Origin of the sequence: Haloplanus rubicundus (assembly GCF_003342675.1) — an archaeon.
Classification (GTDB): domain Archaea; phylum Halobacteriota; class Halobacteria; order Halobacteriales; family Haloferacaceae; genus Haloplanus; species Haloplanus rubicundus.
In genome coordinates this window covers 555,608-571,162 of sequence record NZ_CP031148.1, presented here as the reverse complement: position 1 = coordinate 571,162, position 15,555 = coordinate 555,608, and the positions used below count along the sequence as shown (strand labels likewise).

Here is a 15,555-nt window from a genome sequence, read left to right as displayed (position 1 = left end):
CCTCGTCCCTTCGGTGTCGGCGCTGGGCGTGCCCGGCGCCTGATCCCCTGCTGACGAATCAGCTCTCCTCCTCGTCCCAGCGTGCGTGTGTTTCGTGTTCGGCCGCCACGTCCCCGACCGCCGCGGCGTCGAGAACCCCTCGTTCCGTGATCACGCCGGTCACGAGGTCGGCGGGCGTCCGGTCGAAGATGGGGTTCGCGACGATCACCGGTGCCGATCCGTCGTAGAGGTCGGCGTCGTCACCCGTTTCGCCCTCGAACCGCTCGTCCGATCGCACCTTGTCCGTGGCGGCGACGGCGTACACCGGCACGTCCTCGCGGGCGGCCGCGAGGGCGAGCCCGCGGGTGCCGACCTTGTTGACGACGCTCCCGTCCGCGAGCACCGCGTCGGCGCCGACGAGGACGGCATCCGGGTCGCGCCCCGCGAGTTCGCTCGAAAGCGCCGCGTCCGTCGTCAGCGTCACGTCCAGACCGTCGTCGGCCAGAGCCGCGGCCACGTCGACCCCCTCGCGGGCGGGGCGCGACTCGCCGATCAGGACCGACGGGGTCGCCTCGCGGATCGCCGCGCGGACGGTACCGGAACGCGAGAGGGTGGCGACCGACGCGCCACAGCGCTCGGCCGCCCGCGCTGCCGCCGCGTCGTCGGCGTCGAGTGCCGCCTCGGCCGCTGCCTGTGCCCGGTCCCGGATCGCCGCGGGCGTCCGGTCGGTCTCGGCCATCACCCGATTCACGCGGTTGGCGACGGCGGCCATGCTCGGGCGGGCGGCCCGGAGTTCGCGCGCGACGGCGACGACGGCGTCGGCCGTCTCCGCCACCGCTGCCCGGTCCCGCAGGACGTCGAGCGCGCGCACGGAGAGCCACGCCGAGCCGTGGATGTCGTCGGTCGCCACCGTCTCGACCGTCGGGGCGACGGCGGCGTAGGCGTCCCAGAGGCCGGGGACGGTCTCCCGCTCGCGGATCACCGGCGGTGACACCCACTCGTGGGCGCCGATCTCCTCGTTGGGATCGATATCGCGGGACGCGACCTCGAACAGGAACGGGTGGACCGTCCACGTCCGGTCGCCGTCCCGCACGTCGAGGGGGTCGCCGGCGCGGACGAGCGTCGCCGATTCGACGCCGGTCTCCTCGCGAAGCTCGCGGCGAGCGTCGGCCTCGGCGTCCGCGGGGTCGCCCTCGACGTAGCCGGAGATTCCGGCCCAGCGGCCGGCGTAGGTGCCGACGGCGTCGCTCCGGCGGGCGAGCAGGACGTGCGTGCGGTGACGGGGGAAGCAGGTGACGACGTGGGGCATGGCGGCCCTTCGGGAGCCAGCGACACGGCTCTTGCGTTGGGACAAGGATTTCACGCCGCGCGACTACGGGCGTGTATGGAGCTGGCGATCATCAGCGACACGCACGTTCCCGGACGGGCGAGCGGCATCCCCGACTGGGTTCGTGAGCGGGTCGAGGCGGCCGATCACGTCATCCACGCCGGCGACTTCGAGACGCCGGCCGTCGTCGACGAAGTGCGCTCCCTCGCGGGCGGCTCGTTCACCGGCGTCCGGGGCAACGTCGACGCGGCGGGCGTCGACCTGCCCAAGGTGGCGACGGTCGAGTGCGGCGGTGTCGAGTTCGTCGTCACCCACGGCACGGGTGACCGCATCGGCTACGAGGACCGCGTCGTCGCCGCGGTGCGGGAACACGGGGGGGCGGACGCCGTCGGCGTCGCCGGACACACGCACGACCCCCTCGACGAGGTGCACGACGGCGTGCGGGTCCTGAACCCGGGATCGGCGACGGGGGCGAGTCCGGCGGGCGCGACGACGATGCTGACGGCCACCGTCGCCGACGGCGACCTGACCGTGACGCTCCACCGCGAGGACCGCTGGTGACGCGGCGCGTCGCCGGGAGCGGCCGATGAAGGTGTTCGCCGTCCCCGACCTCCCCGAGTTCGAGCCGGACGACTCGATTTCCGACCTCGTCGCCGAGCGGATCGACCTCCGCCCGGACGACGTGGTCTGTGTGGCGAGTACGGTCGTCTCGAAGGTCGAGGACCGCGTCGCGGACCTCTCGGCGTTCCCGGCCGGGCCGCGCGCTCGCGAGGTGGCTGCCCGCCTCGAACGCGCCACGGGCGAGGAGAAGGACCCGCGGTTCGCGCAGGCGGTGCTGGAGGAGAGCACCGACCTCCTGATGGAGGCGCCGTTCCTCCTCACCGAGACGCGGTTCGGGCACGTGACGGTCAACGCGGGCATCGACCGCTCGAACGTCCCCGGGGGCGACCTGTTGCTCCTGCCGCGGCGGCCGGACGAGAGCGCGGCCCGGATCGAAGCGGGTCTCGACGCCGACCGGGTGATCGTCACCGACACCTGTGGGCGCCCGTTCCGCCACGGGCAGCGGGGCGTCGCCATCGGCTGGGCGGGCACCCCCGCGGCCCGGGACTGGCGGGGGGAGCACGACCGCGACGGGCGCGAACTCGGCGTGACGGTGCAGGCCATCGTCGACGAACTCGCCGCCGCCGCGAACCTCGTCGCCGGCGAGGGAGCGGGCGGGACGCCCGTCGTCGTCGTCCGCGATTTCGACTTCGGCGACCACGCGGGCAGCGACGCCCTCTTCCGGGACGTGGAGGGGGACTTCGTTCGGCAGGCGCTCCGGGGCTGGTCGTTCGACGTGGACTGAGTCCGCCGCCGCCCGGCACTCTTTTGTCATCGCCATGCCTGCGGCTGGCATGGAGTATACGACGCTCGGGTCCACTGGGACGAAAGTCAGCCGCCTCTGTCTCGGCTGTATGAGCTTCGGATCGAGCGACTGGCGCGACTGGGTCCTCGACGAGGAGGAGAGTCGGGAGATCATCGAGCGGGCCATCGAGTTGGGGATCAACTTCTTCGACACGGCAAATATGTACTCGCTCGGCGAGTCCGAGCGCGTCCTCGGGGACGTCCTCGCGGAGTACGACCGCGACTGGTCGGTCGTCGCGACGAAGGTGTACAACTCCATGGACGACGACAACCCGAACGCACAGGGGCTGTCGCGGAAGGCCATCGAGCAGGAACTCGCCAACTCGCTGGACCGGCTGGGGATGGATACGGTCGACCTCTACCAGATCCACCGCTGGGACTACGAGACGCCCATCGAGGAGACGCTTCGCGCCCTCGACGACGCGGTGCGCCGGGGGCAGGTCCGCCACCTCGGTGCCTCCTCGATGTGGGCCTACCAGTTCGCGGACGCCCTCCATACGAGCGATCGGCTGGGACTGGATCGCTTCGCCACTATGCAGAACCACTACAACCTCGCCTACCGCGAGGAGGAACGCGAGATGCTCCCCCTGTGTGCACAGGAGGGCGTCGGCGTCCTCACGTGGTCGCCGCTCGCCCGCGGCTTCCTCGCGCGTCCGCACGAGTCCTTCCTGGAGACGACACGCGGCGAGTTCATGGACGAACACGAGCGGATGTCCGAACGCGTCGCTACCTACTACGCCAACGGCGGCGACGAGATCAACGAACGCGCCGCCGAACTCGCCGAGGAGAAGGGCGTGACGATGGCACAGGTCGCTCTCGCGTGGCTCCTCCACCAGGACGAGGTGGACGCGCCCATCGTCGGCACGACGAGCGTCGAGCATCTGGAGTCGGCGGTCGAGGCGCTGGAGGTCGACCTCTCCGACAGCGACCTGGACTATCTGGAGGAGCCGTACGGGCCGGTGCCGGTCAACGGACACGAGTAAGGCTCGACGCTGTCGACGGCTTTGCCGTCTCTTCGTGGCACGTCGCGCCGCGCCCGTCTCCGACACCGGCAGGTACCGCGTACGACGAACGGTTTTTGACCGTCGACACTAACCGACGCACGGATGACCCAGCCCGCGTACCCCCGGAGGAGGCACCGCCGCTGATGTTCGGAATCGAACTCACGCCCGAGCATCCGCTCGATCGAGTGGTCGACCTCGGCACGGCCGCGGAGGCCGCGGGCTACGACACCATCTTCGTCTCCAGTCACTACAACAACCGCTCGCCCTTCGCCGCCCTCTCGTGGCTCGCGGCGGCGACCGACGAGATTCGGCTGGGACCGGGCGTCGTCAACCCCCTCGAACGCCACCCGGTGACGCTCGCGGGCGAGGTGGCCACCGTCGCCGAGGCCAGCGACGGCCGCGCCGTCTTCGGCATCGGGCCGGGTGACCCCTCGACGCTCGGCAACCTCGGCCTCGCGGACGACCGGGGGCTCCGCCCCGTGCTGGAGGCGTTCAAAGTCGCCCAGCGGCTCTGGGAGGGAGAGCGCGTCAGCCACGACGGCACGTTCCAGGCGACCGACGCCGGCCTCAACTTCGACGTGCCGACGCCCATCCCGACCTACGTCGGCGGCGAGGGACCGCACATGTGCAAGATGGCGGCCAAACACGCCGACGGCCTGCTGTACAACGGCTCCCACCCCGCCGACCTGCGTTGGGCGCGCGAGCAGGTGGACGAGGGGCTCGACGACCGCCTCGACGGCCTCGGCGAGTTCGACCTCGCGGCCTACGCGAGCGTCAGCGTCGCCGACGACGGCGAGGCGGCCCGCGAGGCCGCGCGGCCCCCCGTCGCGTTCATCGCCGCCGGCTCGCCCCCGCCGGTCCTGCAGCGTCACGGCATCGACGCCGACCGCGCCGACGAGGTCGGCGACGCCATCTCGGCCGGCGACTTCTCGGACGCCTTCGACCTCGTGACCCCCGCCATGATCGACGCCTTCTGTGCCGCGGGGACGGTCGACGAGGTGGCCGAGCGCCTCGCAGACGTACTGGAGTACGCCGACAGCGTCGTCGTCGGGTCACCGCTCGGACCGGATCTCGACGCCGCGATCGACCTCGCGGCCGAAGCGCACGACCGGGCGCAGGACTAGGCGACGGCGTCGCGCACCCACCCGAACAGGGCGCCGACCGTGAGGACGCCGAAGAGCCCGGCGGCGAACGTCGTGAGCGCCGCGCCGACGAGAAAGACCAGCAGCCCGATCGGGTCCTGTGGCGCCACCTCCGTCGCGAAGATGATCACGAGGTCGACGACGCTCTCGACCAGCTGGACCACGAAATCCGTTAGGGTAGCCATAGCGCCGGTAGGCGTGGGCCGCACTTGGCCGTTCCGGGCTGCCCAGCCGTCGTCACCGCTAAGCCCCTCGGCGCCCAGACGACACGCGTGTCCGACCGCTCACTCGACGAGTTCGTCGCCGCGTCGGCGGGGAGCGACGGGACCGACGACGGCGACGACGCCCACGCCGACCCCAGCGTCCCGACGATGCGGTGGTCGGCCGACGGCGCGGCCTGCGGCGTCTGCGGGGTCGTCGTCTCGCGGCGGTGGCGGGACGGGGAGGCGCCACGCGCCTCCGGAAGTCGGCCGTCGGCCGACGCCACCTTCGTCTGTGCCGACTGCAAGGAGTGGTAGTTCGCCGTCGACCCGCAGTTCGACGCCGAACCGTGCGCAGTGTGTGCCCGCCATCTCATCCCGTCCGAAGGACGATCGTTACCGTACTCCCCCCAGCATCGTTCTCGTCGACTAGCAACCGACCGTCCGACTGTCGGACGATCGTATTGACGAGCCACAGACCGAGACCGCTCCCGTGGTACAACGGACCGATCTCTACCTCGCGAGTCAAGACCCTCCACTCCAGATCGGGGATTCCGGGTCCGTTGTCGCTCACTTCGATTTCGGCGACGTCGTCCCCACGTCGAACGGTGAGATCGACCGCAGGAAAGACCGTCTCCGAATGCGTTACCGCGTTGTCGATCAACTCTCGAACCGCTCGTCCGACTTCGCGAGTCGCCGTCACCGGACAGCTCTCGGGAAGCGTCGTACTCACCGTCGCCTCCGGATGCTGCTCCCGAACCGCCGAGACCGCGGACGCCACTGCCGGCACGACGTCGTACCGTTCCCGTTCCGACGACTCCGTTAGCAGCGTCGTGATCTTCTGCTGTTTGGCTGCCAGCTCGACGAACTCCTCACTGGTTTCGAGAATTTCTCCAGCCTGCGACCGAATCTCGCTCGACCCTTCGGCTCGAATGAACTCGGCACGGCCCATGATCACGTTCATCTCGTTCCGTATGTTATGACGGAGAACGCGGTCCATGACCCGCAGTTGCTGACGGTTCTCTTCCCGCTCGGAAACGTCCCGGATGTGATCGACGAAGCCGATCACGCTGTCCTCGTAATCCTGCAAGTAGGACACGCTCGACTCCCCGGGGAACACCTGCCCCGACTTCTTTTCGTAGTCTACCGTCCAGGAACGGGGAAGGGTGTCCTGACTCGCACACTCCGCAGACAGGAGGGTGTCCAGCTCTCCGTCGTCGGCGAGGAGCGTGGCGAGTGAGTCGCCCTCGATCGCGTCCAACTCGTAGCCGAACAGCCGGCTGAACCCCGGATTGCAGTTCGTAATCCGCCCCTCGGTATCCGTCACGACGATCGGATCCCGGATGCTGTTGAACAACGACTCGAACCGGCGTTTCTGCTCGACGATCTCGCGTTCGCGTCCTATCTGTTCCGTCACGTCTCTGAAAACCCTGTAGCTGACGGGCCCCGTGGGGAGTTGGAACGTGCTGACCGTGATCTCTACCGGAACCGTCTCGCCCGTCGACGTGACTGCACGGATTCGTGAGCCATCTCGATACTCCCGCCACACCTCCTCTTTCCCCACTGCGTCCTCGAACAGTTCTCGGACCTTCTCCCGCTCTTCGGGGGGGTGGAGCTGTGACTGGTGTAGACCGATGATCTCGTCCCGATCCTGATCGCGCAGCGTCTCCGCGGCCTCGTTCGCTTCGATCAACTCACCGGTGTTCGCCTCGACGACGAAGACGGGGTTCGGCGCGCTCTGGAGGAGCGTCTTGTACCGCTGTCTGCTCGCGTCGATCTGCTTTTCACGCGTTTTCTGTGGGGTGATGTCTTGGACCACGCCGATCCCTTTGACCGGGTCTCCGGCTTCGTCGAACGTGATCTCCGCCGTCTCCAGCACCCACTTGACCTCGTCGTCCACGACGATCCTGTGTTCGATTTCGTAGGGTTCTCCGTCCAGCGCGGCGCTCCAGGCCTCCTCGACGTCCTCGCGATCACGAGGATGTACCAACGATAGAAACCGCTCGTACGTCATCGGCTGACCGGGCTGAATGCCGAAGATTCGGTAGCATTCGTCCGACCAGTACAGCTCCTCCGCTTCGAGATCCAGATGCCAGCTCCCTACGTTACTGATCTCCTGTGCCTGCTCTAGGTGTGTCCGAATAGTCTCCTCTTGCTCCTTGCGAGTCGTGACGTCCCTCGAAACGATCGCGACGCCACGCTCGCCATCGTAGAGGTCGACGGGGACGAATCGCTGCTCGACCACGACGCGGCCGACCGACTCGAAGGAAAGCTCGAACTCGAGGCTCAACGTTTCCGTCCCATCGCGTTCTCGAATCCACTCCCCGACGTCCGGTTCCTCGTCCGTCAGGATCGAATCGACGGCGTTCAGGAACCGTTGTTCGTCCTCGTCCGGCGCCGCTACCCCCTCGACGAACGATTCGATCGGCAGCCCCGTGATCGCCTCCAGCGAGACGTCTGCAAAGTCCAGCACCGCCTGATTGGCAAACTGGATCCGCTTCCGGCCGTCGACGAGAAACGCCACCTCGTTCATCGCCTGTACGACGAGTTCGTGGGTCTGGAGGCGTCTTTCCCGCTCTTTCCGTTCGGTAATGTCGTCGTAGATGGCGACGAAGTTGGTCACGGTCCCCGAGTCGTTCGTCACCGGCGCGATGGTGATGTTGGCGATAAACTGCGTTCCGTCCTTGCGCTCGTTCACGATCTCCCCGTTCCAGGTGCTGCCGTCCAGAATGGTCTCCCACAGGTCGGCAAAAAACGCATCTCCGTGCTCTCCGGACGTGAGCAGGTGAGGCGTCTCGCCGAGTGCCTCGGCGGACGTGTATCCGGTCATCCGTTCGAACGACGGATTCACGTACTGGATCTCGCCGTCCACGTTCGTGAAGAAGACGGCGTGCCCGGTGTGTTGAACCATCCGTTCGAACTTGCGTAACTGGCTCCGTCGTGCCCTCCGCTCGGTCGCGTCCCGCGAGTGTACCGAGAGTCCGCTCTCGTCCGCAAAGACCCGGACCTCGGCCCAGTAGTCGAGTGGCTCGGGAATGTACTGGTCGAATTCGGCGGGCTCGCCGGTCTCCATCACGGTCCGGTACCGCTCTTCCAGCTCGGGGGGAATCACGTCGCCGAACGCGTCCCAGAGGTTTTCGCCAACGACTTCGTCGGGATCGGTCCCAGTTCGTTGCGCCATCTGGCTGTCCCAGAACGTTATCGTCCACTCGGTGTCGACCGTGTATACGGCGTCGGCCGTCCGTTCGAGATACTGGAACTGCTTTGCCGGGGTGTCCCCGGCGGGCATCGGTTCGTCGGCGTTCCCTTCTATCGTCATTGATTGCTTACGATGTGCTGATTCGCTGGAGCGGTGTACGAGTTCGCATTCTCCGGAGATTAGTCCGCCCCGCCCTCGGGCGTCGAGTACCCGCTCCCGTCCGCGTGAACCGACGACCGGGTTGCAGAACCAGCCACGTCCGCAATCTCTCCGGCGCCGCTACCCCGAATCTCGAACGTCGAGACCTGATCGTGGAGCGTCTCGGAGAGCTGTGAGAGATCCTGGACGTTCTCGGCGACTTCCGAGAGCGACGCGGTCTGCTCTTCGGTGGCGGCGGAGACGTTGCTCGCCTCCGCCGCAGTCTGTTGGCTCACGCTCGACACCTCGTCTACCATCGCGACGACTTCCTCCGACGAGGCTGCCTGATCGTCGGTCGCCTCACTGATCTCCCGAACGCCCGTCTCCGCCTCTCGGACCGCGTCGGCGATCTCGTCGAACGTCTCGATCGCGTCGTCGATGGTCTCCGCTCCCCGTTCGACGCGCTCGCTCATCGTCTCCATCCCGTCGACGGTCTCGGCCGTCGTCGACTGAATGGCGGTGATGCGCCGTTCGATGTCGGTCGTCGCATCGGCGACCTCCTCCGCGAGACTCTTGATCTCGCTCGCGACGACGGCGAACCCTTCACCGGCCTCACCCGCACGCGCCGCCTCGATCGAGGCGTTCAACGCGAGCATGTTCGTCTGGTCGGCGATGTCGGTGATCATCTCGACGATCTCGCCGATCTCGTCCATCTTCTCGTCGAGCGTTTCCACCTGTGCTGTGGCTTCGTCGGCCTGCACTTCGATCGCCTCGATCTCCTCGGTCGCTTCGGCGGCGTACGCTTGGCCCGTTTCACTCCGCTCGACGGCCGTCGTGGCGGTCGAGGCGACTTCCTCCGACGAAGACGCGATCTCCTCGACGGTCGCCGACATCTCGTTCATCTCGCTCGCGACCTGTCGCAAGTTCTCACTCTGTTCGTCCGCCCCTTGCGAGATCTCTTCGACCGAGGTCGCGACTTCCTCACTGGCCTGTTCGATCTCCTCCGTGCTGTTCGCGACGTCTTCGCTGGCGGTGGCGACCTCGTCGGCGATCTCCTGTACGGCCGCGACGCTCTCGCTCATCTGCTGGAGCCCCTCTTCGAGACTCGTGAGGACGTCGCCGTACTGCCCGGGGTAGTCGGTCCGGAGACGCTCGTCGAGGTCGCCGGCTTCGAGTCCCTCGCTGGCGGTCGCGATCTGCTCGAAGCTTTCGGATAGTTTGGTCGTTCCCTCGTCGATGTTTTCGAGTACGATGCCGTACTGGCCCGGCTGCTCCGTCTCGATGTGCTGGTCGAGTCGACCGGTTTTCAGGCCCTCGCTCGCGGCCGTTATCTGGGCAAAGCTCTCCGAAAGGCGGGTGGCGCCGGCGTCGAGACTGTCGAGCACAGCCCCGTACCGACCCGGTCGATCCGTCGCGATCGACTGATCGAGTTGACCGTGACCGAGGGACTCACTCGCCTGCTGTATCTCGTCGAAACTGGCGGTGAGTTGATCGGTGCCCGAATCGAGGCGCTCCATGAGGTCCCCGTAGGTGCCGGGGTAGTCGGTTTCGATATCCCGCTCCAGCTCCCCGGTTTCGAGGTTCCGGCTGACGGCGCCGAGTTCGTCGAAGACGCCCCGCAGATTCGTCTGCATCTCGGTGAACGCGTCGACCATCCGACCGAGTTCGTCGTCTTCGGCGTGCTCGTCGAGATCCGTATCCAGATCGCCGTTACTGGCGGCGATAGCCGCTTCGGATAGCTGCGTGACGGGGGACGTGATGCGACGGGCGACGAACAGCCCGACGACGACTGCGAGGGCGAACGCGCCGATCGTCAACCCGACGATCTCCAGCTGTGCCGTCCGTGTCGTGCTATCGGCGACCGCTACCTGTGCTTCCATATCCGCCCGTGACGACTGCTCGATGGCGTGTGCGTTCTCCTCCATCTGTGACACTAACGCCGCCATTTCGTCGGCTTTCCGTGCAGCGAGTGCATCGTCACCCGCCGCTCTCGCTTCGAAAAACTCGCTCGCGAGAGCGTCGTACTCCTCGTGTTGTGATTCGAGCGTCGCGAACTGTTCTTCCTGCTGTGGCGTCAGCTCCGTCGCTTCGAGCTGGCGTGCCTGTTCGTCGAACAGCTGGGTCGCCTGCTCGAACTCCTGCTGTGTGCTTTCCTCGCCGAGTTGGGCGGCCTGTACCGCGCCCTGCTGTTGTTCGATGGCGACGATCAGTTGCGCGGCTGCGTCCATCTTTTCGCCGTCGTCCGCGATGCGGTGGGCTTCGTCGTCGACGGTAGCGACCGACGTGTATCCGATCGCGCCCGTGACGGCAACCAGCGTGGCCACCAGTACGAACGCGAGGATCAGTTTGGCCCGCAGATCGAAACTGTCGAGTTTCACTCTGTCTATCATCGTAGTATTCCGAGAAACTGACTTCTTCAAGGATTAGTCGGCTGTTTGGACTGAACGTTTCGTCTCTCCTGTGATAGTATACTGCTCGTCGTCGAAAGGCAACTAGTACTGAACGGTCGGTGACTGTTGCTTGGTTCGACCATTATCGCTAGAGGAAAGGTTTTGTTACTTAAGCGCGCCCCTTCGATTCTCAAATATAAAAATTCGATTTGCGGATCGAGAACTATCGTGCGACGACGGCTACCGACACTCGCTACCCACGCCGCGGATGTCGCTCGAACCCGCGCGCGAGATGTCCCTCGTCGATGGCGAGGACCGTCGGCCGTCCGTGCGGGCAGGCGAAGGGTTGCTCGCACGCCCCGAGACGCTCGACGAGCGCCGCAGCGTCGTCGTCGGTGAGTTCGTCGCCCGCCTTCAGCGACGGGTGACAGGCCAGGTCCGCGAGGAGTTCGTCGCGCCGGTTCGGGTCTTCGCCCTCCCGAAGGGCGGTCAGCGTCGACTCCAGCGTGTCTGGAGCCGCCACTCGGCCCAGCGGCGCCGGCACCGCCCGCACGCGCACGGTGCCGCCACCGAAGGGCTCACAGTCGAAGCCGAGGCGTTCGAGCTCGTCGGCGTGGGATTCGACGGCGGCGACTTGGCCGGGCGAGAGCGAGAGCGTCGCCGGCGGGTCGAGGGGGACCGACTCGACGCCCTCGGACTCGACGGCCGCCCGCAGACGCTCGTAGTTGATCCGCTCGTGGGCGGCGTGTTGATCGATCACCAGCAGGTCGTCGTCGGCCTCACAGAGTAAGTACAGGTCGCGGAAGCGACCGAGAACCGTCGCGTCGTCGAGCGCCGACGCCGCGGTGTCGACCGGATCGAGGGCCGCGTCGAGATCCATCGCCACGTCCGCCGACCGCCGGAGGTCCGCCGTCGAGAGCGCGTCGGAAACGGCGTCTTCCACCACCCCCGCCACGGCGTCCGCCGCCCGGAGCGCCACCGTCTGCTTCGTCGGGTGGACGTTCGGATCGACCGCCCACGGCGGGAGCGAGACGGCGAGGGCGACGACCGGGTGGCGGTCGCCGGCGAGGAGCGAGCCGTACCCGCGTTCGACCGCGCGACGGAGCGCGGGCACCGAGACGGGGCGGCCGTTGACCGCGATCCGGACGTGGTCGGCCGACGCCCGGGTGATCGAGGGGTAGGCGAGCAGACCACGGAGTTCGACCGTCGCCTTCTCGTCGCCGACCGTCGCCGTCGCCGTCGCGTCGACCGTCGTGCTCTCGCGAGCCACCTCCCGGCCGTAGACCGACAGCGCCGCGTCCGCGGCATCGCCCGATCCCGGCGTAGCGAACACCCGCCGGCCGTCGTGTTCGAGCGAGAGGGCAACGTCGGGACGCAGAAGGGCGTAGGCCGCCACGCGGTCGCTGATCCGTTCGAACTCCGTCGCCGGCGCGGCCAGCGACTCCACTCGCGCCGGGCGGTTGTGGAACAGGTCGCGCACCTCGACGGTCGTCCCGCGACCGCGCCCCGCGGAGTCGACGGTCACGTCGTCGCCGGCCGCAGGCCGGCTCCCCGCGGAACGTGGTCCCGCCCCGTCGACGTGTACCGACGTTCCCCGCGGGCCGCCGTCGTTCGTCGTCAGGGTCATCCGGGCCACGTCCGCGATGCTGGCGAGCGCCTCGCCCCGGAAGCCGAGCGTCTCGACCGCCGTCAGGTCGCAGTCGGGCAGCTTGCTCGTGGTGTGGCGCTCGACGGCCAGTTCCGCCTCGTCGGCGCTCATCCCCCGGCCGTCGTCGGCGACGCGGATCCGCTCGGTGCCGTCGCCGTCGACCTCGATCTCGATTCGCTCCGCGCCGGCGTCGAGGGCGTTCTCGACGAGTTCTTCGACGACGCGGGCCGGTCGGGTCACGACTTCCCCGGCGGCGATGCGGTCGACCGTCTCGCGATCTAGACGCCTCATGGGTGCCGTCGTCGGTCGGGACGCGCCCAGTCGCGGGGTCGCGTGCGGTCGGTTTTCGTCATTCGTCGACCCGATCTTGCAGGTCCGCCAGCAGGTTCAACGCCTCGATGGGCGTCGTCCGCGCGAGGTCGACTTCGCGGAGGGTGGCGACGAGGTCGGCGTCCACTTCGTCGTCGGCGTCCGCGTCGCCGTCCGCCGCCCTGTCGACCCCGTCCGGGCCGACGCCGGAAAGCGTCACCTGCACCCCCTCGTCGTGCCCGTTCGTCTCGGGACCGGCGCCGTCGACGAGCGCCCGCGACCGCTCGACGACGGGAGCCGGCACCCCGGCCATCCGCGCCACCTCGACGCCGTAGGACGACGAGGCCGGTCCCTCCGCGACCCGGTGGAGGAAGGTCACGTCGTCCCCGTCGGCCGCCGGCCGACTCCCCGCGGCGCGTGGCTCCGCACGTTCGGCCGCGAAATGCAGGTTCCGCACCCGGGCGTACTCCTCGGCCAGTCCCGTCAGGTCGTGGTAGTGGGTGGCAAAGAGCGTCGTCGCGCCCACCTCGTCGTGGAGGAACTCGGCGGTGGCACGGGCGATGGCGCGGCCGTCCGCGGTACTGGTGCCGCGTCCCACCTCGTCCAGGAGAACGAGGGAATCCGGCGTCGCCTCGTGGAGGATCGAGGTGAGTTCGCTCATCTCGCGCATGAACGTGGACTGGCCGCCCGCGATGTCGTCGCTGGCGCCGACGCGGGTGAACACCCGGTCGACCACGGGGAGGCGGGCGGCGTCGGCGGGGACGAAACTCCCGACCTGCGCGAGGACGGCGATCAGCGCCACCTGCCGCATATACGTCGACTTCCCGCTCATGTTCGGGCCGGTGACGAGGCTGACGCTCCCGGGCGGCAACTCCGCGTCGTTGGGGACGAAGCGGTCCTGTGTCACCTCGACGACGGGGTGCCGACCCGCCTCGACGTCGATCCCCCCGTCGTGGAACGTCGGCCGCGCGTAGTTCTGGTCGACGGCGACGGCCGCGAGCGCCGCGAGGGCATCGAGTTCGGCGAGGGCGTCCGCCACCGCCTGTATCCGGTCCGTCTCCGCCGCGACCGACGCCCGGACCTCGCGGAAGCGCTCGTACTCTAGGGTGTCGGCCCGCTCGGCCGCTCCCAGAATCTCGTCCTCGCGGCGCTTCAGCTCCGGCGTGTAGAACCGTTCGGCGTTCTTCAACGTCTGCCGGCGCGTGTAGTCGTCGGGCACCCGGTCGAGGTTGGGATCGGTCACCTCGATGTAGTAGCCGTGGACCTGATTGTGACCGACCGAGAGGGAGTCGATACCGGTTCGCTCCCGCTCGCGGGCTTCGAGTTCGGCCACCCACGCCCGGCCCTCGCGTTCGGTCTCTCGGAGTCGGTCGAGTTCGTCGTCGAAGCCCTCGCGGATCACGCCGCCCTCGGTCACCTCGACCGGCGGGTCGGGGCGGATCGCCCGCTCGATCAGGTCGCGGGCGTCGTCGACGGGATCGATCCGTTCGCGCAACTCGTCGAGGCGAGCCGACTCGGCGTCCACGTCGGCCAGCCCGTCCAGCACCGCGGGCACGGCGTCGAGCGTCGCCTGCAGGGAACGCAGGTCGCGGGCGTCCGCCCGGCCGCGGGACACCCGGCCGGCGAGGCGTTCGAGGTCGTACACCGCCCGGAGCGCGTCGCGGATCGCCTCGCGGGCGAGGGCGTCGTCTGTGAGGGCCGCCACGGCGTCGAGTCGCGCCTCGATAGCGTCGCGGTCGACGAGCGGTCGGCGGAGCCAGCCGTCGAGTTTCCGGCGGCCGAGCGCGCAGGCCGTGTCGTCGAGTACGTCGAAGAGCGTCTCGCTCGCTCCGGCGCCCCGGTTCTCGAACAGTTCGAGGCTCCGGATGGCCGCCGAATCGAGGCCTAGCGACTCGCGCGGGTCGTGACGGCGGATGCGCGTGACGTATTCGAGAGGACCGTCGTCGCCCTGCGTCCACTCGGCGTAGGCGAGGGCGGCGCCGCAGGCCCGGCGCTCGGCGTCGCCTGCGACCACCGCGTCGGGCCGGGCGACGTACGACGAGAGCGTCTCCGTCGCGGCGTCGGCGTCCATCGCCGCCGCCTCGTGGTCGGTCACCATCGGCGCGGCGGCGAGCGCCGCGGCGTCGACGGCCGCGTCGGAGCCGACGAGCAGTTCCGCGGGCGCGAGGCGGTCGAGTTCGGCGTACAGCCCGGCCTCGTCGCCGACGCTCGTCACCAGACACTCGCCGGTGGCGGCGTCGACGGCCGCGACGCCGCGGGTCTCGCCCTCGCGGGTCACCGCCGCGACGTAGTTTGTCGTCCCCGTCCCCAGCAACTCGTCGTCGACGACGGTACCCGGCGTGATCACCTGCGTGACCGCGCGGTCGACGAGGCCCGACGCCGCCTCGGGTCGTTCGACCTGTTCCGCGACGGCGACGCGGTAGCCCGCGTCCAGCAAGCGTTCGACGTACGTGGCGGCGTTGTCGACGGGGATGCCCGCCATCGGGTAGGTGCCGGTGCTGTCCTCGCGCTGGGTAAGCGTGAGTTCGCACACCCGCGCCACCTCCTCGGCGGCGTCGCAGTAGGTCTGGTAGAAGTCGCCGTTCTGGAAGAGGAGGAGGGCGTCCTCGTACTCCGCACAGCGCTCGAAGTACTGACTCAACATCGGCGTCAGGTCGTCGCGGGCGTCGACCATGCCGTCGGGTGGGCCGGTGACGGCGCTCGCGTTCCCGTCGGCGTCGGCGTCCGTGTCGGCGTCCGCGTTCATACCCGCTACCGGGCGGTCGAGAGATAAAAACCGTCAGGGTCGGGGCGACTCCCCGCCGCCGCGAGTAAT

General features: G+C 68.5%; 11 protein-coding genes. 5 read left to right on the top strand and 6 right to left on the bottom strand.

The genetic code is table 11. From position 1 onward, the window contains the following. Positions 1-58: 58 nt before the first annotated feature. Positions 59-1,288: an NUDIX domain-containing protein gene (locus DU484_RS03680; RefSeq protein ID WP_114605143.1), complete on the bottom strand. Its 1,230-nt coding sequence runs from the start codon at positions 1,286-1,288 to the stop codon at positions 59-61. A 75-nt stretch (positions 1,289-1,363) separates the two neighbouring features. On the opposite strand from DU484_RS03680, the gene DU484_RS03675 reads away from it, so the two are divergent. The 4 genes from DU484_RS03675 (at position 1,364) to DU484_RS03660 (ending at position 4,838) form a co-directional block, all read left to right on the top strand. After that, a complete protein-coding gene (locus DU484_RS03675; RefSeq protein WP_114584843.1) occupies positions 1,364-1,867 on the top strand; it encodes a metallophosphoesterase family protein in 504 nt (167 codons plus the stop codon). A 25-nt stretch (positions 1,868-1,892) separates the two neighbouring features. Then, positions 1,893-2,651 (top strand): coenzyme F420-0:L-glutamate ligase, encoded by a 759-nt coding sequence (locus DU484_RS03670; protein WP_114584842.1) that lies wholly within the window; start codon positions 1,893-1,895, stop codon positions 2,649-2,651. A gap of 49 nt (positions 2,652-2,700) precedes the next feature. Then, entirely contained in the window at positions 2,701-3,693 is a 993-nt protein-coding gene (locus DU484_RS03665; protein ID WP_114605142.1) for an aldo/keto reductase, read from the top strand. A 164-nt stretch (positions 3,694-3,857) separates the two neighbouring features. After that, on the top strand, positions 3,858-4,838 hold the full coding sequence (locus tag DU484_RS03660) for a 5,10-methylenetetrahydromethanopterin reductase (protein ID WP_114605141.1): 981 nt from the start codon (positions 3,858-3,860) through the stop codon (positions 4,836-4,838). On the opposite strand, the gene DU484_RS03655 is transcribed toward DU484_RS03660, so the two are convergent. Then, on the bottom strand, positions 4,835-5,041 hold the full coding sequence (locus tag DU484_RS03655) for a hypothetical protein (protein WP_157969246.1): 207 nt from the start codon (positions 5,039-5,041) through the stop codon (positions 4,835-4,837). The genes DU484_RS03660 and DU484_RS03655 overlap by 4 nt on opposite strands. Positions 5,042-5,128: 87 nt before the next feature. Between DU484_RS03655 and DU484_RS03650 the strand changes: the two genes are divergently transcribed. After that, positions 5,129-5,374 (top strand): DUF7573 domain-containing protein, encoded by a 246-nt coding sequence (locus DU484_RS03650; RefSeq protein WP_114584838.1) that lies wholly within the window; start codon positions 5,129-5,131, stop codon positions 5,372-5,374. A gap of 55 nt (positions 5,375-5,429) precedes the next feature. Here DU484_RS03650 and DU484_RS03645 read toward each other — a convergent pair whose 3' ends face one another. The 4 genes from DU484_RS03645 to mutS all read right to left on the bottom strand — a co-directional run bounded on the left by DU484_RS03645 (position 5,430) and on the right by mutS (position 15,486). Beyond that, positions 5,430-8,375 (bottom strand): PAS domain S-box protein, encoded by a 2,946-nt coding sequence (locus DU484_RS03645; protein ID WP_114605140.1) that lies wholly within the window; start codon positions 8,373-8,375, stop codon positions 5,430-5,432. A 59-nt stretch (positions 8,376-8,434) separates the two neighbouring features. Further along, the gene (locus DU484_RS03640; protein ID WP_114605139.1) at positions 8,435-10,783 is read right to left on the bottom strand and encodes a HAMP domain-containing methyl-accepting chemotaxis protein; all 2,349 of its coding nucleotides are present in this window, start codon (positions 10,781-10,783) and stop codon (positions 8,435-8,437) included. 253 nt (positions 10,784-11,036) lie between these two features. Then, positions 11,037-12,722: a DNA mismatch repair endonuclease MutL gene (gene mutL / locus DU484_RS03635; protein WP_114605138.1), complete on the bottom strand. Its 1,686-nt coding sequence runs from the start codon at positions 12,720-12,722 to the stop codon at positions 11,037-11,039. Between the two features lie 58 nt (positions 12,723-12,780). Further along, complete coding sequence (mutS, locus tag DU484_RS03630) at positions 12,781-15,486, bottom strand: DNA mismatch repair protein MutS (RefSeq protein WP_114605137.1); 2,706 nt, start codon at positions 15,484-15,486, stop codon at positions 12,781-12,783. Positions 15,487-15,555 lie beyond the last annotated feature (69 nt).

What these genes read in the sequence shown, in the direction of transcription:
- DU484_RS03680 (WP_114605143.1), bottom strand. Translation starts at nt 1,288, where the DNA reads ATGCCCCACGTCGTCACCTGCTTCCCCCGTCACCGCACGCACGTCCTG.
- DU484_RS03675 (WP_114584843.1), top strand. Translation starts at nt 1,364, where the DNA reads ATGGAGCTGGCGATCATCAGCGACACGCACGTTCCCGGACGGGCGAGC.
- DU484_RS03670 (WP_114584842.1), top strand. Translation starts at nt 1,893, where the DNA reads ATGAAGGTGTTCGCCGTCCCCGACCTCCCCGAGTTCGAGCCGGACGAC.
- DU484_RS03665 (WP_114605142.1), top strand. Translation starts at nt 2,701, where the DNA reads ATGGAGTATACGACGCTCGGGTCCACTGGGACGAAAGTCAGCCGCCTC.
- DU484_RS03660 (WP_114605141.1), top strand. Translation starts at nt 3,858, where the DNA reads ATGTTCGGAATCGAACTCACGCCCGAGCATCCGCTCGATCGAGTGGTC.
- DU484_RS03655 (WP_157969246.1), bottom strand. Translation starts at nt 5,041, where the DNA reads ATGGCTACCCTAACGGATTTCGTGGTCCAGCTGGTCGAGAGCGTCGTC.
- DU484_RS03645 (WP_114605140.1), bottom strand. Translation starts at nt 8,375, where the DNA reads ATGACGATAGAAGGGAACGCCGACGAACCGATGCCCGCCGGGGACACC.
- DU484_RS03640 (WP_114605139.1), bottom strand. Translation starts at nt 10,783, where the DNA reads ATGATAGACAGAGTGAAACTCGACAGTTTCGATCTGCGGGCCAAACTG.
- mutL (WP_114605138.1), bottom strand. Translation starts at nt 12,722, where the DNA reads ATGAGGCGTCTAGATCGCGAGACGGTCGACCGCATCGCCGCCGGGGAA.
- mutS (WP_114605137.1), bottom strand. Translation starts at nt 15,486, where the DNA reads ATGAACGCGGACGCCGACACGGACGCCGACGCCGACGGGAACGCGAGC.